The following is a 17,742-nucleotide window of genomic DNA, read 5'->3' as shown; positions in this document are numbered from 1 at the left end:
CCGGGGGGCCCGGGCGACCCCCCCCCGCCCCCCCCCCGGCCCCCTGTTCAACTACACGCCCCGGGCCCCCCCCCCCCCCCCCGGCCCCCCCCCCCCCCCCCCGGCAGGTCCTGTGCCGGCTCGGCACCCTCCGCAGAGCTCCAGGGTCTCGCCGCCGGGTGCGGCATGGGCCACTGACACCTCCGACAGCAGAAAGCACATTCTTCGATGACCACACAACCCCTGCGCACCAGGCGCAGCGGTCCACAGACCGCTTCCGTCGTGACCGACCTGCCGTTCACGCCTCAGCTCGTCAAAGCGGTCTTCAGGGACGTGACCTCGTTGCACGTCTCCCGGCCGGCCGCGCGGGCCGCCGCGTCGGTGACGCGGACCGTGCTGACGGAGATCATCGACGGCGCGAGAAGCGCGGCGGCCGAGGAGGCCAGGACGAGACTGATTCCCAAGGATCTCATCTCGGCCATCGACCGGAACGTCGAGGTGGAGGTGGGATCGGCGTGGTACCTGCACAGCCCGACCTTCCACGGCCTGATGGGCGAGATGCGCAACGCCGATGGTGCGCTCGTGTCTCTTCGTGAGCGCCGCGGGGCGCGTACACCGAGTGGTGTGGCCGGCGCCCACCGGTTCGAGGCCGGGGTGAGCAGGCTGCTGGGGAGCCGGGGGGTGAGGGCGGTTCCGGCGATGGTCCGCGACCTGGACGGCATCGCGAGCGTGTTCCTGACGGACCTGGCCCGGGACGCGGCCCAGGTCGTCCGCGAGGGCGGGGTCAAGCGGTTCGGGACGGTCAGTCTGGTGGTGCCGGGCGAGCCAGCCCCGGCCCCGCTGCTCAAGGATCCCCTCCTCGCCCTGTCCACCCGTCGCGGGGACGGGCGGACTGTCGGCGGGGACGACGTCCTGGCCGCCGCCACGATGCAACTGTTCGGCGTTCTCAGACAGCGCGCCATCACCGAGGCGGCCGAGATGACACGGAACCCGTCGGCTGCGGATTCTCTGGACACACGTCGACAGGGTGCGGAAGGGGCCCATGCCCGGAGTTGGTCGACATTGGGATGACGCCGATGGTCGGGACGTTACAGGTGCTCAGTTGCCCGGCAGCCGTCCCCGGATGGTCCACAGGAGCTTGTCCACCGCCTTGAGACAGTCGGATCAGTCCTCGACCCTCCCCACGGAGTCGTGTGGTGACCTCATCTCTGACAGCCCGTCCGGGTATGCGGTGGTCCGGTGCCTCTGACGCACTCGTCGAGGTCAGAGTTCGGGCCCGGCGCTCTTCGCTGTCGCTGACGGCTCATCAGCGGTCCGCCCCTTCCCGGAGGGGCGAGCGCATGGCCCCGCTCGCCGTGTAAGTCGGCGATCTTCGGCCGGCGTGAGCCGTACGGAGTACTCGAAGGCCGGGCACATCATGGATCTCGTCGAGCGTCCCGCACGTCGCCGCCTCAGCGCCGCCCTGGAGACCCTCTCCGTCACCTTCCACGGCATGACCGCACATCCGGATGAGCACAACTGCGAATGTCACTGGGGCAGCGCGGAAGAGCTCTCCCTTCTGAAGACGCCGGATGTGGAACTGGAGCCGGATCTCCTGCGCCGGACCTGGAAGGCCATCGACTGGACCGATCACGCGGCCGTGCTGCGCCGCATCCTGCCGCAGTTCGCCACGTCCCTGGCCGCCGGTCGTGTGGAATCCGAGTCCGGACCGGAAGAGGCCGGATACTCCTTCGCCCGCGGGCGCTGGCAGCAATGGCCCGTCGAACAGGCCGAAGCGATACGCGAGTTCCTGCGTGCCTGGTGGGTGCAGAGCCTTAAGACGGGGGCCGGGCCGCCGTCACGCCCGCGATCGCTTCGACCTGGAGTCCGTCCAGACCCGGCTGACCGCCGTCGCCTGGCTGGACGACACCCCACTTGAGGCATACGGCGGAGCGGGGGCCGGGAACAGGGGTCAATAGGCCGCGAGCAACTGCTCGAGCAGTGCCGCGGTGGCCTGGCCGGTCGAGGTCCGGGTCACCACGTTGAACTCCCAGGTGATGCGCTCGTTCAGAGGGACGACTGTGATGCCTTCGCTCGGCGGGATCAGTAGTTCAGGAAGCAGCGCGATGCCGAGGCCGTTGGCGACGAAGACCGGGATCGAGCTGGTCTCGGTCACCTCGGCTCGGACGTCGCGCACAATCCCGCGTGCGCCGAGCGCGGCGTCGAGGACGTCCCGGTTGCCGAAACCGACAGGCGCGTCCACGAAGCGCTCGTCCGCGAGGTCCCGCAGCGCGAGTTCCGTGCGCGATGCGAGTTCATGGTCGGCCGAGAGGATGACCGCGTAGGGCGTGGTGGCGAGCCGGTGCACGGCAAGGCCAGGGGCGGTGGCCGCTGGGAGCCCGTACAAGCTGAGATCGAGCCGCCCGCGCCGTACGGCGTCGGCGAGTTCCGCCGAGCCGGACGCGGACGCGCGCAGTTGGAGGTCGACGCGCGGGTGTTGGCGGTGGAAGGCGCCGATGACTCGCGGGATCGCGAGGTAGCTGACGCTGGAGAACACCCCGATGCGCAGCTCGCCCCGCAGTTCGCCTCGTGGGTCGGCCGCGGTGCGGGCCCGCGCTTCGGCGTCGGCGAGGGCGCGAAGCGCAGGCAGCACCGCCTGCCCAGCGGCGGTGATCCGCACCCCTCGCTGGTCCCGCTCGAAGAGCGCGGTGCCGAGGTCTCGTTCCAGCGCTCGAACGCCGGCGGAGACGGTCGACTGCGCCGCGTAGACCCGTTGCGCGGCCCGGGTGAAGCTCAGCTCGTCGGCGACCGCGATCGCGTACTCGATCAGTCGGGTTTCCATCTCTCCGCCCACTGTTCCATCGTCTACGTCGATAACTGTGACCAAGAGTATGCGTTGGACGCGATGACAGAAGGCGCCGACCATGCAGGAATGACGACAATCAACGCTCCCGCCCAGCCACCAGCCGCCAGACGACTCCCGCATGGGGCAGGGTTCTGGATCATCGCGCTCGCCTTCAGCACCGAGCTCGCGTTCTGCGCCGTCCCGACGCCCCTCTACGCGATCTACCAGCAGCGCGACGGCTTCCCGACGATCGTCCTCACCGTCATCTTCGCCGCGTACGCGGTCGGGGTCATGCTGAGCCTGTATCTCGCGGGCCATGTCTCCGACCGGCTCGGACGCCGACGCGTGATCCTCGGCTCGCTCCTCATCAACCTGCTGGCCGCGATCCTCTTCCTCACCTGGAGCGACGTCACCGGCCTCATCGTCGCCCGCTTCAGCAGCGGACTCGGCATCGGCATCCTCACCGCCACGGCGACCGCACACCTCTCCGAGCTCGGCACGGCCGCCGGCCACACCAAGAGCCGCGTCGCCCTCGTGTCGACCTTCGCAAACCTGGGCGGCATCGGCCTCGGCCCTCTGATCGGCGGGCTCATCGCGACGTGGTCCACGCGACCGCTCATCACGCCCTACGTGGCCTTCGCCATCCTCCTGGTCGTCGAAGGGATCCTGGTCGCCTTCGTTCCCGAGACGGTCGAGCGCCGTGAGGAGCGCCCTGCCTACCGGCCGCAGCGCGTCGCGGTGCCGGCGGCAGCCAGCGGCGCGTTCTGGGCGGCCGGAGCGGCGGCGTTCGGGGCGTTCACCGTGTTCGGCACATTCATGGGGCTGTCCTCGACCTTCCTCGTCGGACTCCTCGGGCTGCATTCGTACCTGCTCGCCGGCCTGGCGCCCTTCGTCGTCTTCATGGCGGCGGCGCTCGCGCAGATCGTCACCGTGCGACTGGGGATACGCCCTCAGATCGGGTACGCGATCGCGCTCGCCGCGCTCGGGCTCGTGAGCATCGGCGTTGCCGCCGTCGTCGCCTCGCTCCCGCTCTTCCTCATCGGCGGCGGGGTCGCGGGCGCAGGGATCGGCATCCTGTTCCGAGCCGCCCTCGGCGCCGTCGCCGCGGTCGCGGATGCGGGGCGTCGAGGCGAGGCGCTCGCCGGCATCTTCCTCACCGCCTACGCCGGCATGACCATCCCGCCGCTGCTCACCGCCGCCGCGCTCAGGGTCTGGCCCACAGCCGTCGTACTCGTCAGCCTTGTCACCCTTGCCGCGGTCCTCGTCGCGGTCTCCGGCTCCCGGATGCTTCGCCGCTGAGCAGATCAGGGACCCTGCGACCGCGGCTGCGGTGATCATCGAACGGGCGCGTCCGCTACCTGATGGGCCAACCGACCTGGACCTCTGGCTAGGACGTGTGCGACCAGGCATGGCCGCACACGCTGAGCGCGACGAGCGCTTTCTGCCAGTCTCGGCGAGCGCCCCCGGGGCGGTAGCGATGGGCAGAGTAGCTGACGCCTTCGGATAAGTGGCGTTCGGCGGGACAGCACAACCCCCTCGAAGGATGAGGTGTCTTCTCTGCGGGCATCAGATGTCCCAGGAGGGAGCAGCAACCTCAGGACGCATGCCCCGCTCGAAGGCAGGCTGGAGAGATGCGCAGGTACTTTCTGCGAGGAGCAGGTGAAATGGCTGGACGTCGTGACGACTCGGACGGCTTTCCAGTGCGTTTGCGCAGGCACGGCGAGGGCCTTTTCGGGAGCCTGCAACCCGCTGTGGAACGCGTACACGTCACGCAGGAAGTGGTCGAACCACTGCTGCGCCGCGCCGACTTGTTGTCGCAGCTCCTGCGGCTCGAGGGTCGCATGTGACCCGGCGAAGCGAGGAGGCGTATCACCTGCTGCGGCTGGTTGCGGGCCTGGTCCGATCGAGGTTCGTGTAAGCCTGGCATCGGCCCAGGAACGCGATCCGCGACCAAGCCGTATCCCAGCCGAACGCGGCAGGGATGCCGCAGTCGAATCCGGTGTGGAGGTGGTTGCGGGGGTCACCAGGTGGGGGAGGGGCTGGGCGACGGACTCTTGGGCTCTTCGTCGACGGCCTACGGCGAGGAGCCCGCCCACATTCCGTGTGATCTTCGTACCCGCGTCGGGCGTGTTTTGCCGCTGCTGCCCGGGGCGGGCGTCCTGGAGATGTCAGCCCCTGTATGGAGCCCCGGCAGTGACAACCTCGTCCCGTGCAGCGCGGAGCCTGCCCGACGACGGCACGCGCAACGCCATGGCAGCCGCCTGTCCGGAGCAGGAGAATCTCCAGCTGCGGCGGGCGATCGGCTCGCACGCGAGGATCGGCCAGGCCCTGGCTGTCCTCATCGCGGTCCACAGGATTCCGCCAGCCGCAGGTTTCGAGGTGCTGCGTGAGGTCTCCCAGCACACCAACATCAAGCTGCACACGGGGTTGGAGCAAGGCCGAAGAGGTCTCTGCCTGTGCTGCGGCCCAGCAAGAGGTCGTCGAACAGCCGCGAAATCGTGAGCGTCCGACCGTGATCGCAGACACAGAACAGGGGAGAGCAGCGTCGAGTCGGCCTCATCGCTAACGTCGTTTCCGCGAACCGCGCGACAGTGTGGGGGACTACGCCCCGGGGATCTCGACGAGATCCCCGGGGCAGATCCGCTTGACGACCGTGGGGTCAGGGCGCGTCGATGAGGATCCGGCCGTCAGCGGGCACGAGCGCGGCGATTGCGCTTGCGTAGGCGGACTGTACGCGGGAGCGCTCGGTGGCGTTCGGTGTGGCGTTGGTGCAGGCCGTGCCGGCGCTCGATCCTGACATCAGCTGTGAGCAGGGGCCGGGCTTGGTGTCCGGCAGGCCGAGACTGTGCCCCAGCTCGTGAGCGGCGATCCGGGTCTTGTCGTAGCCCTGGTCCACGGCTTGGCTGCCGAGCTCGACGCGGACCTGACGGCCCGGACGAACGGGGCCGAGCGTGGCCTGCGGCCAGCCCGTGGTGGCGACGATCACGATCTCGGCCACGCTGCCGGGCGCCGCTTCCACCAGACGGACGTTGCTCACGTTCGCGTTCCATGAGGCGACTCCGGCCGAGATCGCGGCTTCCCAGCCTCCGGCGCGACTGTCGTCGTAGCGAAGGGTCACCGCAGCCGCCTGCGCGGCGGACGATGCACCCGCGGGAGCGGGGGCGGCGGTCGCGGCGCCCGCCATGGCGAGGACGAGCGTTGCGGCGGAAGTGCCTGCCTTGAACCATGTGCCGAGGGGCATTGCTGCTCCTTCATCCGTGGGGGGAATCCGGCCCCGGCGGGGCCGGGTACACGAAGGAGCGGTCGGGGTCGTCCGGCGGGGGCCGGACGCGCCGTCGACCGCCCTCCGGGGCGATGCGATGGTATGCCCTACAGTCCTTGTCTGCCATGTACCTGACACAATGAATTCCCGTCAGAATCCAGTCCCAAAGGCGAAATTGCCGGACCGGCCACCGAACACCGAGGCCGAGCAGGCCGGCGGTGTCGCGCGTCCGGCCGGCACCGCCCGGACGCTCGAGCCCGGACAGGCCGTCGAGGCCCAGGCGCCCGCCGCCGCCAGCGCGCGGTGCCTCGACGCCCAGCGCAGCAAGGAGGTGGCGGCTGACCGCGTGGAGCCCGAGCGCACCCACCGCCATCCGGACGGCACCTGTACCACCCGCTTCTACACGGAGCCTGTCAACTTCCAGGCAACGGAAGGCAGTTGGAAGCCCATCGACACCACTCTCGTGCCCCAGGGTGCGCCCGTGCTCGGCATGATGAGCGTGGGCGAGGAGGGCTGGGAGACCGGGGCGACCGAGGTGCAGATCGAGTTCGCCGGAACGGCCGACGCCGACCCGGTGGTGCGGATGCAGCCGACGAAGGCGTCAGATCCTCCGGCGTCACCTGCAGCCTGGTCGTGGACGACGGCCGGCATCCCCGTGGAGGCAGGCGACAGGGCGGGCGCCGCCACCGATGCGGGGGAAGCGGCGGAAGGCAAGTGGAGATCCATGGCTCTGGGCTCTCGGGGAGTTCGGCGATGCTCGGGGCGGGGTGCGCCTGAGGGGCGGAGCTGAGAGCTGGCGTTCCAGACATCGATTCGATGTGTATATCGATTCGATGTGTACTGTGAGAGGATGACTCCATGCTTGAAGTCGCCATCCTGGGCTTTCTCGCCGAAAGCTCTCTGCCGGGTCATGAACTGCGCCGCCGAGTCTCGCACCTGACCGGTCACACCCGCCCGGTCAGCGACGGCAGTCTCTACCCGGCCATCAACCGCCTGGCCAAGGCGGGCCTGCTGGAACGCCGGGCCGACCCGCGCGCGGGCCCCGCCCGCTACGTACTGAGCCTGACCGAGGCCGGCCGCGCCGACTTGCTGGAGCGCCTGCGCAAGCCCGCCGAGCACGAGATCACCGACCACACCCGCTTCTGCACGGTGCTGTCCTTCCTCTCACTTCTCCCCGACCTCGCCGAACAGCACGCGGTGCTGCGCCGGCGCCTCGCCTTCCTGGAAGAGCCGGCCAGCTTCTTCTACGACGGGGAACGGCCGATGCGCGCCGAGGAGGTCACCGACCCCTACCGGCGCGGCATGCTCTTGGCCGCCCGCGCAACGAGCCGGGCCGAACGCGCCTGGCTCCGCGAAGTGCTGGGCGAACAGCCGCCCGAGCAATCCTGAAGGCACGGAGGTACTTCCATGCTCGCGTCCTGGTACGACGAACAGGGCCCCGCCGCCGTCCTGCACGTCGGTGAGTTGCCCGACCCGCAGGCCGGCCCCGGCGAGGTCCGCGTCCGCGTGACCGTCTCCGGGATCAATCCCGGAGACACCAAGAAGCGGCGCGGCTGGCTCGGCTCCTCGATGCCCTACCCCCGCGTGATCCCGCACAGCGACGCCGCAGGCGTCATCGATGCGGTGGGCGAAGGAGTCGACGCCCGCCGCGTCGGGCAGCGTGTATGGGTCTACGGCGCCCAGTCCTACCGGGCCTTCGGGACCGCCGCCCAGTACACCGTCGTACCCGACCAGCAGGCCGTCCGGCTTCCCGACCACCTCTGCGACGAGCTGGGCGCCAGCCTCGGGATCCCCGGGATCACCGCCCACCGCGCGGTGTTCGCCGACGGCCCGGTCGACGGTCGACTCGTGCTCGTGCACGGGGTGCTCGGCGGCGTGGGCTCCCTGGCTGCCCAACTCGCCCGCTGGGGTGGCGCCACCGTGCTGGGCACGGTCCGCCGCAGCAGCGATCTGGACCGCGTCGACCCGGCAGTCGTCTCCCACGTCGTCGCACTGGACTCCGGGGACCCGGCGGCAGCGATCCGCTCGTACGCGCCCGACGGTGTGCACCGCGTCGTCGAGGTGTCCCTGTCGGCCAACGCCGACCTGGACAACGCGGTCACCGCGCTCGACGCCGTCATCGCCGCCTACGGAACCCACGCCGACCGCACCGAACTGCCGTTCTGGCCGCTGCTGTTCAACAACGTCACCCTGCGACTGCTGGGCAGCGACGACTTTCCGGCCGCGGCGAAGCGGGCTGCCGCCCGCGAGCTGACCGCGGCGGCCGCGGTCGGCGCCCTCACCGTCGACGTCGGTGGCCGCTTCCCGCTGGCGGACATCGCCGAGGCCCACGACCGGGTCGACGCGGGCGCACGAGGCCGGGTACTGATCACCACCGGGCCCTGACCAGTACATCGCCGGTCACGAGTCGCCGTGCCACACGGACGAGAGGCATTAGTACCGGGGTACCAACCGCGCCCTGACGGTTCGGGCCCACAGGAGGCAGGGAGCGCGAGAAACCGCCCCTAGCTTGAGATCAAGGGCCGATCGGCCCCGCGCGCTCACGCAACGATCTCTTCTCCGGTGGGAGTACTCCGTGGCCACCTTTCTGTACCGACTGGGACGGCTCGCCTTTCGGCGACGACGCATCGTTCTCATGTTGTGGATCGCCGTCCTGGCCGCTGTAGGCATGGGCGCCATGAGTTCCACCGGCAAGACCTCGGACAGCTTCACGCTGCCCGGCACCCAGTCCCAGAAGGCCATCGACCTGCTGGGCGAGGAGTTCCCACAGGCATCCGCCGGCGGCGCCTCCGCCCGGGTCGTGTTCGAAGCACCCGACGGGCAGAAGCTGACCGCCCCTGCCACCAAGGCCGCGGTCGAGTCGCTGGTGGCGAAGCTGGAGAAGTCGCCGCAGGTGGCGAGCGTCTCCGACCCCTTCACCAGCGGCCAGGTCAGCAAGGACGGCACCATCGGCTACGCCGGGGTGACCTACAAGGTCGCCGAGGCCGACGTCAGCGACGCCGCGCACGACGTTCAGACCGCTGTCGCGGAGCAGGGCGAGAGGGCCGGTATCACGGTGAGCCTGGGCGGCGACGCCATCACCGACACAGCCGCCAGCAAGGCCGCCGAGCTGATCGGTCTCGGCGTCGCCGCCGTCGCCCTGATCATCACCTTCGGATCGCTGATCACCGCCGGGCTGCCCCTGCTCACCGCGATCCTCGGTGTGGGTGCGGCCATCCTGGCGATCACCGTCGCCACCCAGTTCTTCGACATCGCCTCCCAGACGTCCGCGCTCGCACTGATGCTGGGCCTGGCCGTCGCGATCGACTACGCCCTGTTCATCGTGTCCCGCTACCGCAACGAGATCCGCGACGGGCACGACCCGGAAGAGGCCTGCGGACGGGCCCTGGGCACCGCCGGCTCCGCGGTCGTCTTCGCCGGCCTGACCGTGATCATCGCGCTGGCCGGACTGAGCGTCATCGGCATCCAGATGCTCACCTCCATGGGCCTGGGCTCCGCCTTCGCCGTGGCCGTCGCCGTGGTGATCGCGCTGACCCTGCTACCCGCGCTGCTCGGCTTCGCCGGCCTGCGGATCACGAAGGGCACACTGCTGTCCCGCCGTATGAAGGCCCTGGAGCGCGGTGAGGGCGAGTCGATGGGCGTGCGCTGGGCCAAGTTCGTCACCCGCAACCCCGTCAAGGTCCTCGCCGTCTCGGTGATCGGCCTCGGACTGCTGGCCATCCCCGCCATGTCACTGCGCCTGACCCTGCCCGATGACTCCATGAAGCCCCCCGCCAGCACCCAGCGCCTGGCCTACGACACCCTCAGCAAGGGCTTCGGGCCGGGCTTCAACGGCCCGCTGACCGTGGTCGTCGACGCGCGCGGCAGCGACGACCCCGAAGCCGCCGCCGCGGACGCGACCGCAGTGCTCGGCAAGCTGGACGACATCGCCTCGATCCGCGACGCGGCCTTCAACAAGGCCGGTGACGTCGCCATCATCGGCGTCGTCCCGGAGAGCTCCCCGACCAGTCCGGCCACCAAGGACCTGGTCGCCGACATCCGCGACCACAGCGCCGCCCTGCAGAAGGACACCGGCGCCGACCTGATGGTCACCGGCGCCACCGCCGTCAACATCGACGTCTCCACCAAGCTCGCCCAGGCCCTCATTCCCTACCTCGCCATCGTCGTCGGTCTGGCCCTGATCCTGCTCCTGCTGGTCTTCCGCTCGATCCTGATCCCTCTCAAGGCCGCCCTCGGCTTCCTGCTCACCATCGCCTCCACTCTCGGCATCCTGGTCGCCGTCTTCCAGTGGGGCTGGCTCGCGGATGTCTTCGGCGTCGACCAGACGGCACCCATCGTCAGCGTGCTGCCCATCCTGCTGATCGGCGTCGTCTTCGGCCTCGCCATGGACTACGAGGTCTTCCTCGTCACCCGGATGCGGGAGGAGTACGTCCACGGGGCCACCCCCACGCAGGCCGTCATCGGAGGCTTCCGGCACAGCGGCCGGGTGGTCACCGCCGCCGCGGTCATCATGATCGCCGTCTTTTCCGGGTTCCTCCTCGACGACGCCGCACTGATCAAGTCGGTCGGCCTGGGACTCGCCTCCGCCGTCCTCTTCGACGCCTTCGTGGTCCGCATGACCATCGTCCCGGCGGTGCTGGCCCTGCTCGGCCACCGCGCCTGGGCCCTGCCCCAGTGGCTCGACCGAGCCCTGCCCAACGTGGACGTCGAAGGCGAGGAGCTGCGACACAGGCTGGATGCCGACAGCGCGAGCACCACACCCGAACCCGTACTCGCCGGCGTGGGCGCCGGGACCCACACGGGCTCGGGGAGCTACAGCGACCCGCAGGCCTTCAGCAGTGGCTCCGGCACCGATGCCGCAGACACGACCACGTTCACGTCGCCGCTCCCGCGACACCACCACGGGCGACCCCGGGGACTGTCCGGACTCGTGCAGTGCCGCGCTGACGACGGTGGTGCTGAGACACCCGTAGACACAGGTGCCGGGTTCCACGCAGCCTCGGACAGCACCTTCACCGGCGTCAGCAGCCCCGGCGAAACGGCGACGTCGAGCCGTCGTGCGAAGCTTCGCAGCGAGAAACTGGGACTGTCCAGGTTCAAGCAGCGACTCGCACGCACCGGTGACGCCACCCCGCCCGCCGAGACGACCGAGACCAAGACCAGCACGATCAAGGGGATATGGAAGAAGATGTTCCACAAGCGCTGACCGGGACGTGTTGCAGCGGCAGATGCCGACCACCGCCCGATCCACCACCGGAACGGCCGCCTCCCACCGGCCGCCCCAGCCCCGCCCGCCGGTCCGATCCATGGGACCGGCGGGCGGCCCCGACCCGCGAAGGACTCCCCGTGACCGTGCCTGGCGCACCCGCACCCCGCCCGGGCGAAGACCGGACTCTGGAGACCCTGGCCGGCGATTCCGAGCAGCGCGTGATCGCCTCGGTCCTTGTCCGGCTGGCCGCGCTGCAGCGAGCTGACCGAGCCCACCCCAAGATCCGCCACTGGGGGATTCCAGCTCTTTGCGCGGCGCTCGGCGCCACCTCCTACCTCAACCCCTTCAACAAGGGCGACGTGCCGGCGCAGGTCGCACTCATCGCCGCCTTCGCCGTCCCCCTCCTGTGGCGGGAGCGCCGACCCATGCTCGTCTTCGCGCTCACCACCGCCGCGTCCGTGGCAGCCCTCCTTCTGGGGGTGATGACCGGCTCCGAGTCCGCACGCGTGGTGGCCCTCTTCAACGTCGGCCGCCGCTGCCCCCCGCGCCAACTGGCCCTCGCCGTCCTTGTCACCACCGCGCAGCTCGTCGCGTGGGCCGCCGTGTTCTGGAGGGGCCGCCAGCTGGAGCACGCCACCCGGCCGGAGGTCGTGACTCTGCTGGCGATGACCGCGATGGCGGCGTTCGCCGCGCTCGGTCTGCTGACCCGGCTGGCCACCGCCTACATCGACACCCTGAGGAAGGAACGCGACCAGCAGGCCCGCCTCGCCGCCGCGCAGGAACGCGCCCGCGTATCCCGTGAAATGCACGACATCCTCGGGCACACCCTCTCGGTCATCGTCGGCCTCGCCGACGGCGCCGCCGCCCTCGCCGCGTCCAAACCCGAACGCGGTTCCCAGACGCTGCGCATCATCAGTGACAGCGGACGTGACGCCCTGGCCGAACTGCGTCGCCTTCTCGCGGTCATCGGCGAGGACAACGAAGGAGCGGGCGACGCACCGCTCGCCCCACAGCCGGGTCTGACCGACCTCGCCTCGCTGCTCGAGCGCGTCCGTGCGGCGGGTCCCACCGTCACCCTGGACACCCACGGCGACCTCACACATCTGCCACCGGGTCTGCAGCTGTCCGTCTACCGCATCGTCCAGGAGGCCCTGACCAACACCGTCAAGTACGCCGCCTCCGACACCTCCATCCGCGTGTCCCTCACCTCAGGCCCGCGGGCCCTCCACATCATCGTGGAGGACGACGGTCCGCCTCGTACTCCGGGAACCCGTCGTCGCCGAACCGGGAGTGGTCGTGGCTTGGTCGGCATGCGTGAACGCGTGGCCCTGTACGAGGGCACCGTCACCGCGGGTCCCAACTCCCGCGGGGGCTGGACCGTCCGCGCGTTTCTCGTCCCCAACCCGCCCTCCCTCAAGTTCTCGGCCTCGCACGAGCAGGGGGAACCCCCATCCTCCCCGGAGCACCGCTCATGACCACAGTTCTCATCGTCGACGACCAGGCCCTGCAGCGCATGGGCTTCAACATGCTCCTGGAGGCCCAGCCCGAGATGACCGTCGTCGGTGAGGCCACCAACGGTGTTGAAGCGGTCCGTATGACTGCCGAACTGCGTCCCGACGTGGTTCTGATGGACGTACGCATGCCCGGCATGGACGGCATCGAGGCCACCCGGCGCATCGTCGAGTCGGGCGGCCGCTCCCGCATCCTGGTGCTCACCACCTTCGACCTCGACGAATACGCCTACGACGCCCTACGCGCCGGAGCCAGTGGTTTCCTGCTCAAGGACGCCCTTCCCGAGGAACTCGTCGCCGGTGTCCGCGCGGTGGCCGTCGGCGACGCCGTCATCTCACCCAGCCTCACCCGCAAACTCATCGACACCTTCGGCGACCGCCTCCCCGGCGGCCACTCTCCGCAGCAGCAACGCCGACTCGACGGACTCACCCAGCGTGAACGCGAAGTCCTTACAGCCATCGCCGGCGGCTGGACCAACACGGAGATCGCGGAACGTCTCCACCTCGCCGAATCCACTGTCAAGTCCCACATCGGTCGCATCCTCGCCAAGATCGACGCCCGCGACCGCGTCCAGGCCGTGATCTTCGCCTACGACACCGGGCTCGTCCGCCCGGCCTGACCCACCCCGCTCCGCTCACCCCGCTCCGCTCACCCCGCTCCGCTCACCCCGCTCCGCTCACCCCGCTCGCGTGGCTCGTCCGATGCGGCGCGCCGTCTCCCCACGTCCTCAACCGTGTTCACCGCTACGTCCCCGAAGCCGGAACTCTCGCCGGCCGGTGTTCAGGCGATCTCGGTGCCGGGGCGGCCCGGCAGGCGGCCCAGCTGGCCGTCCACCACCCCGCCAGCATCGCTGCCGTCGACGCTGCGCCCGCCCGGCACGCCGTGGCCTGCGACCCGTACGGCCACCTCGCCCTGCGGCTGCGCCTGTTCCTTTGTGTCGTGCCGACCCACCTCAGGGCCGGCACCGACACCTACGACGTGCTCTACAGCGTCTTCGGCGTACGGGGATCGGTACTGAGATGCTGCCCGGCGGACCGGGGCCGCGCGCCGCCGACACGCTTCTGGTGACGGCGTAACGTGCTGAGGGGCGGCCGACCGTCTGACGGCGGTGTCCGATGCCATGCTCGACGCGGAGGGGCACCGACGGACGTCACTCAGCCGGCGCCGATTCCATGGTCGGTGCACCTCACATCCCACGCTGGCGGAGATCGTTTCCCGCTACCGGAGCGCTCGCCGATCACCACACCCACTCGGTGGTTCACTGCCTGCGCGCGGTCTGTGACGGCCACCGCCGCAGGACGCCCGGTCAGGTGTCCGAGTTCGGGCCACGGGAGTCGGCGTCGTCCATGAAGTGCAGCATCTTGGCGTCGAGCAGCTCGGGATGGTCGATTGCTGGGCCGTGGCCCGTATGGGCGATGATCTCGGCGCGGGCGCCGGGGATCAGGCGTGGCACGCGCTCGAGTTGACGCTTTGGGTGTACCAGCAGGCTGCGCTTGCCGAGGACGAGGTAGAGCGGGGTGCGGATGGTCGTCAGTTCGTCCTCGGTCAGCGGCAGGGGCGCCGGGCGGCGTATCCGGAAGGCGCGGACGCTCGCCCTGACCATCGCGCGCAACTCTGGAACGACCAGTACCGGTTGTTCCAGCCAGGCGGCGAGGCGCGGGCGCAGCGGCTTGGGGGCGAAGGTCGCAAAGAGGCTGATGAAGATCCAGGTGAAGAAGCGTAGGCCCACCTTCTCCAGGCCGCCGGGGTCGAGCAGGGTGACCGAGGCGAGCCTGCCTGGCCTGCGGTGTGCCTGGTTGAGCGCCAGCCAGCCGCCGTAGGAGGAACCGACGAGGTGGACGCGGTCGAGGCCGAGTGCGTCGAGTGACTCATCGAGCCATCGGGCAGCGTGCTCGGGCTGCCACATCGGTTCGCGCTGGACACTGCGTCCGGGGTCGCCGGGGGTGTCGAGGGCGTACACGGGGCGATCGGCGCTGAGCCCGGGGGTGTTGGGGTACCACTGGGCGGAACAGCCTCCGGCGCCGTGCAGCAGGACCACCGGGGTGCGGGACTCGGCAGCAGGGTCCGCGGGGCCGTACCGGTAGACGTGCGTGGTGCCGAAACTCGTCTCCACGTCCGTCTCGGACCGGGTGGGTGCGCCCAGGGCGTAGAGGGCGTCGCAAGCAGCGAAGTACCGGGCACGCAAAGTGTCGTTCACATAGCGGCCGACGTCGCGGCGGGGGCGGGTTCGGGTGGTGTTCTCAAGCACCGAGGGCACCTCCGGGAGATCCATTCTTCGTGATACGACCGTACCATGATGTTGATACGGCGGTACCATAAAGGGACTTCTGGGGCCTGCCCTTGAACTCACCACCGACGGGCGGAGACACGACCCATGCCAAAGCGCGTGGACCATGACGAGCGGCGCACGCAGATCGCCGAGGCGCTCATCCGGGTGGCCGGACGGCGCGGACTGCACGCGGTCGGCATGCGGGACGTGGCAGCCGAGGCCGGGGTGTCACTCCGACTGGTGCAGTACTACTTCCAGACCAAGGAGAAACTGCTCTTCTACGGCCTCCAGCACCTGACCGACCGCTTCGCCGCACGCGTCGGCGCCCGACTCCGCGACACCGGGCGAGCCCCCGGGCCGCGCGCGACTGTCGAGGCGATACTCCTGGCCTCACTCCCGACCGACGAGGAGACCCGCACCTTCCATCTCCTCTACACCTCGTACGCCATCCTGTCCGTGACCGACAAGGCACTTGCCGCCCAGCCGTTCATCGACCAGCCCGACGCCGCCGAGAACGCCCTGGCCGGCCTGCTGCGGCAAGCAGGGGAAGCGGGGCTGACGGACCGCGACATCGACGCGCGCACGGAGGCGATCAGCCTCCTCGCCATGACCGCGACCATGGGGACCAGCATTCTGGTGGGCCAGCGGGCCCCGGAGTCGGCCATCGCGGTGCTGCGCCACCACCTGGACCGGATCTTCACGACCAACGGACACCTCCCGCCACCAGCATGACCCTGGCGGCGGCACCATTGCGGGGGTGCGAAACAGCTTCCGGTGTCCGGCCTGGCCGTAGCGACGACGGTCATCCTGCAAGTCACCTTTGGACACGGTTCCGATCCATGGGACTGCCCCCGGGTCCGCCGCGTCTGTCGATGACGTGGAAAGGGATGCACACCATTGCCATCTGTGAGGGGCGCCGAAGCGAGCAGGCCGGTGACCTGGCCGTCGGCGTTCTCCCGCATGGCCGGAGCCGTACGGCGAGGTCTTCGGTGAGTGGAGCGGGCGAAAACGGAGACACGGAAGGGAGCGGGTGCCGCTGCCATGAGTCCGCGTTTGTCGGCAGGCATCGTCTTCAGTACGTGCAGCCGTGTGGCTGGGCGGCACCGCTCCACCTGGAGGTTTCGCGTGTCTGTTTCCGCTTCGTCCGATCCGCTCGCCGAGCTGTCCGCCGCGGGGGTGTCGGTGTGGCTGGACGACCTGTCCCGCGAGCTGCTGGCCGGCGGGGAGCTGAAGGAGCTGATCGCAGCCAAGCACGTGGTCGGGGTCACCACGAATCCCACGATCTTCGCCTCGGCGCTGTCCAAGGGCGACCGCTACAACGACCAGCTGGCCCGCCTCGGGCTTCAGGGGGCGCAGGTCGACGACGCGGTCTTCGAGCTGACCACCGACGACGTGCGCGACGGCTGCCGCGCGTTCCGGGAGGTCTACCGCAGCAGCGCCGGTGTGGACGGCCGGGTCTCGATCGAGGTCGATCCCAGGCTGGCCCGCGATGCCGAGGCCACGGCCACGCAGGCGGTCAAACTGTGGGAGACGGTGGCCGAGCCGAACCTGTTCGTGAAGATTCCGGCGACCCGTGAGGGACTGGCCGCGATCACCGACGCCATTGCCCGGGGCATCAGCGTCAACGTCACGCTGATCTTCTCCCTGGACCGGTACCGGCAGGTGATGGACGCCTACCAGACCGGTCTTGACCAGGCCCTGGAAGCGGGGCTCGACCTGTCGCGCATCCACTCGGTCGCCTCCTTCTTCGTCTCGCGCGTCGACACCGAGGTCGACCGCCGCCTCGACGCCCTGGACAGCTCGCAGGCTCAGGAGCTCAAGGGCAAGGCCGCGGTCGCCAATGCCCGGCTGGCCTACAAGGCGTACGAGCAGGTGGTCGCCGAGCCGCGCTGGCAGCGCCTGGCCGCGGCCGGAGCCAACGCCCAGCGACCGCTGTGGGCGTCCACCGGAGTGAAGAACCCGGACTACCCGGACACGATGTACGTCAGCGACCTGGTCATCGCCGGTACGGTCAACACCATGCCCGGCACCACGCTGACCGCGTTCGCCGACCACGGCACCCTGCCCGCCCACGCGCCGGCGGCCGAAGACTACGCCGCCGCCGAAGCCCACCTTGCGTCGCTGCGGGCCGCCGGCGTCGACTTCGCGGACGTGACCGACGCCCTGGAGCGCGAAGGGCTGGAGAAGTTCGAGGCCAGCTGGGCGGAGCTCGGGGCCTCGGTGGGCAAAGAGATGCGCTCCGGCACCGTGCCGGCGGCCGGGGTCGCGGACGGCGCTTCCGACAGCGGCGGCCTGCTGGCGATCTACCTCAACGACCATTACACCGGCGCGACCGCTGGTCTGGAGCTTTTCCGGCGCGCCGCCGACGCCAAGAGGGGCAAGGCCGAGGAAGCGGTCCTGACGGACCTGGCGCGCCAGGTGGCGGAGGACCGGGACGCGCTGGCGCAGATCATGACCGACCTGGGCGTGTCCGTGGACCGCACCAAGGCCGCCCTGGGCTGGGTCGCGGAGAAGGCCGGCCGTTTGAAGACCAACGGTCACCTCTTCTCCCGTTCTCCGCTCAGCGACGTCCTGGAGGCAGAGGCGATGCTCCTGGGCGTCCTGGGCAAGGCAGCGTGCTGGCGCACCCTGCGCGCCCGGGCCGACAGCGACCGGCGCCTGGACGCGGCGAAGCTGGACACCCTGCT

The 17,742-nt window shown here is 70.0% G+C and carries 14 protein-coding genes and 2 pseudogenes; 12 read left to right on the top strand and 4 right to left on the bottom strand.

Annotated features, from left to right (window positions below):
- Positions 1 to 207: 207 nt before the first annotated feature.
- Positions 208 to 1,050, top strand: a complete 843-nt coding sequence (locus J2X68_RS39025) for a hypothetical protein (protein WP_310437362.1) — start codon at positions 208 to 210, stop codon at positions 1,048 to 1,050.
- Positions 1,051 to 1,360: 310 nt separating this feature from the next.
- Complete coding sequence (locus J2X68_RS39020) at positions 1,361 to 1,897, top strand: hypothetical protein (protein WP_310437361.1); 537 nt, start codon at positions 1,361 to 1,363, stop codon at positions 1,895 to 1,897.
- Between the two features lie 33 nt (positions 1,898 to 1,930).
- Here the strand turns inward: J2X68_RS39020 and J2X68_RS39015 are convergent, their stop codons facing one another.
- On the bottom strand, positions 1,931 to 2,800 hold the full coding sequence (locus tag J2X68_RS39015; RefSeq protein ID WP_310437360.1) for a LysR family transcriptional regulator: 870 nt from the start codon (positions 2,798 to 2,800) through the stop codon (positions 1,931 to 1,933).
- 90 nt (positions 2,801 to 2,890) lie between these two features.
- On the opposite strand from J2X68_RS39015, the gene J2X68_RS39010 reads away from it, so the two are divergent.
- Positions 2,891 to 4,102 (top strand): MFS transporter, encoded by a 1,212-nt coding sequence (locus tag J2X68_RS39010; protein WP_310437359.1) that lies wholly within the window; start codon positions 2,891 to 2,893, stop codon positions 4,100 to 4,102.
- A 951-nt stretch (positions 4,103 to 5,053) separates the two neighbouring features.
- Positions 5,054 to 5,305 (top strand): ANTAR domain-containing protein, encoded by a 252-nt coding sequence (locus J2X68_RS39005; RefSeq protein WP_310437363.1) that lies wholly within the window; start codon positions 5,054 to 5,056, stop codon positions 5,303 to 5,305.
- 157 nt (positions 5,306 to 5,462) lie between these two features.
- Here the strand turns inward: J2X68_RS39005 and J2X68_RS39000 are convergent, their stop codons facing one another.
- Positions 5,463 to 6,044 carry a snapalysin family zinc-dependent metalloprotease gene (locus J2X68_RS39000; protein WP_310437358.1) on the bottom strand — a complete coding sequence of 194 codons (582 nt, stop codon included), beginning with the start codon at positions 6,042 to 6,044 and terminating at the stop codon, positions 5,463 to 5,465.
- A gap of 196 nt (positions 6,045 to 6,240) precedes the next feature.
- Here J2X68_RS39000 and J2X68_RS38995 point away from each other — a divergent pair, with 196 nt between their 5' ends.
- The 6 genes and pseudogenes from J2X68_RS38995 (at position 6,241) to J2X68_RS38970 (ending at position 13,405) form a co-directional block, all read left to right on the top strand.
- Positions 6,241 to 6,855: a hypothetical protein gene (locus tag J2X68_RS38995; protein WP_310437357.1), complete on the top strand. Its 615-nt coding sequence runs from the start codon at positions 6,241 to 6,243 to the stop codon at positions 6,853 to 6,855.
- 68 nt (positions 6,856 to 6,923) lie between these two features.
- A complete protein-coding gene (locus J2X68_RS38990; RefSeq protein WP_310437356.1) occupies positions 6,924 to 7,454 on the top strand; it encodes a PadR family transcriptional regulator in 531 nt (176 codons plus the stop codon).
- A gap of 18 nt (positions 7,455 to 7,472) precedes the next feature.
- Positions 7,473 to 8,450, top strand: coding sequence for an NADPH:quinone reductase (locus J2X68_RS38985; RefSeq protein ID WP_310437355.1), 978 nt, complete (start codon positions 7,473 to 7,475; stop codon positions 8,448 to 8,450).
- Between the two features lie 190 nt (positions 8,451 to 8,640).
- Positions 8,641 to 10,842 (top strand): annotated as a pseudogene (locus tag J2X68_RS38980) (MMPL family transporter); the annotation flags it as partial.
- A 569-nt stretch (positions 10,843 to 11,411) separates the two neighbouring features.
- Positions 11,412 to 12,749: a histidine kinase gene (locus tag J2X68_RS38975; RefSeq protein ID WP_310437354.1), complete on the top strand. Its 1,338-nt coding sequence runs from the start codon at positions 11,412 to 11,414 to the stop codon at positions 12,747 to 12,749.
- On the top strand, positions 12,746 to 13,405 hold the full coding sequence (locus J2X68_RS38970; RefSeq protein WP_310437353.1) for a response regulator transcription factor: 660 nt from the start codon (positions 12,746 to 12,748) through the stop codon (positions 13,403 to 13,405). The genes J2X68_RS38975 and J2X68_RS38970 overlap by 4 nt, the downstream gene beginning before the upstream one ends.
- Positions 13,406 to 13,566: 161 nt before the next feature.
- Here the strand turns inward: J2X68_RS38970 and J2X68_RS38965 are convergent, their stop codons facing one another.
- Positions 13,567 to 13,737 carry a hypothetical protein gene (locus J2X68_RS38965; RefSeq protein ID WP_310437352.1) on the bottom strand — a complete coding sequence of 57 codons (171 nt, stop codon included), beginning with the start codon at positions 13,735 to 13,737 and terminating at the stop codon, positions 13,567 to 13,569.
- 355 nt (positions 13,738 to 14,092) lie between these two features.
- Entirely contained in the window at positions 14,093 to 15,034 is a 942-nt protein-coding gene (locus tag J2X68_RS38960; RefSeq protein WP_310437351.1) for an alpha/beta fold hydrolase, read from the bottom strand.
- Positions 15,035 to 15,160: 126 nt separating this feature from the next.
- On the opposite strand from J2X68_RS38960, the gene J2X68_RS38955 reads away from it, so the two are divergent.
- Both J2X68_RS38955 and tal read left to right on the top strand, forming a co-directional pair.
- Positions 15,161 to 15,787, top strand: coding sequence for a TetR/AcrR family transcriptional regulator (locus J2X68_RS38955; RefSeq protein WP_310437350.1), 627 nt, complete (start codon positions 15,161 to 15,163; stop codon positions 15,785 to 15,787).
- 309 nt (positions 15,788 to 16,096) lie between these two features.
- Positions 16,097 to 17,293: pseudogene (tal, locus tag J2X68_RS38950) on the top strand (transaldolase); the annotation flags it as partial.
- Between the last annotated feature and the right edge of the window lie 449 nt (positions 17,294 to 17,742).

It is taken from the genome of Streptomyces sp. 3330 (genome assembly GCF_031456635.1).
Lineage (GTDB): Bacteria > Actinomycetota > Actinomycetes > Streptomycetales > Streptomycetaceae > Streptomyces.
Note: the sequence above shows the minus strand (reverse complement) of the source record. Positions and strands in the feature narration are given on the sequence as shown.

Bases quoted from the DNA above. Each gene is read 5' to 3' on its own strand.
- J2X68_RS39015 (WP_310437360.1), bottom strand. From the start codon at position 2,800: ATGGAAACCCGACTGATCGAGTACGCGATCGCGGTCGCCGACGAGCTG.
- J2X68_RS39005 (WP_310437363.1), top strand. From the start codon at position 5,054: ATGGCAGCCGCCTGTCCGGAGCAGGAGAATCTCCAGCTGCGGCGGGCG.
- J2X68_RS39025 (WP_310437362.1), top strand. From the start codon at position 208: ATGACCACACAACCCCTGCGCACCAGGCGCAGCGGTCCACAGACCGCT.
- J2X68_RS38955 (WP_310437350.1), top strand. From the start codon at position 15,161: ATGCCAAAGCGCGTGGACCATGACGAGCGGCGCACGCAGATCGCCGAG.
- J2X68_RS38990 (WP_310437356.1), top strand. From the start codon at position 6,924: ATGCTTGAAGTCGCCATCCTGGGCTTTCTCGCCGAAAGCTCTCTGCCG.
- J2X68_RS39010 (WP_310437359.1), top strand. From the start codon at position 2,891: ATGACGACAATCAACGCTCCCGCCCAGCCACCAGCCGCCAGACGACTC.
- J2X68_RS38985 (WP_310437355.1), top strand. From the start codon at position 7,473: ATGCTCGCGTCCTGGTACGACGAACAGGGCCCCGCCGCCGTCCTGCAC.
- J2X68_RS39000 (WP_310437358.1), bottom strand. From the start codon at position 6,044: ATGCCCCTCGGCACATGGTTCAAGGCAGGCACTTCCGCCGCAACGCTC.
- J2X68_RS38970 (WP_310437353.1), top strand. From the start codon at position 12,746: ATGACCACAGTTCTCATCGTCGACGACCAGGCCCTGCAGCGCATGGGC.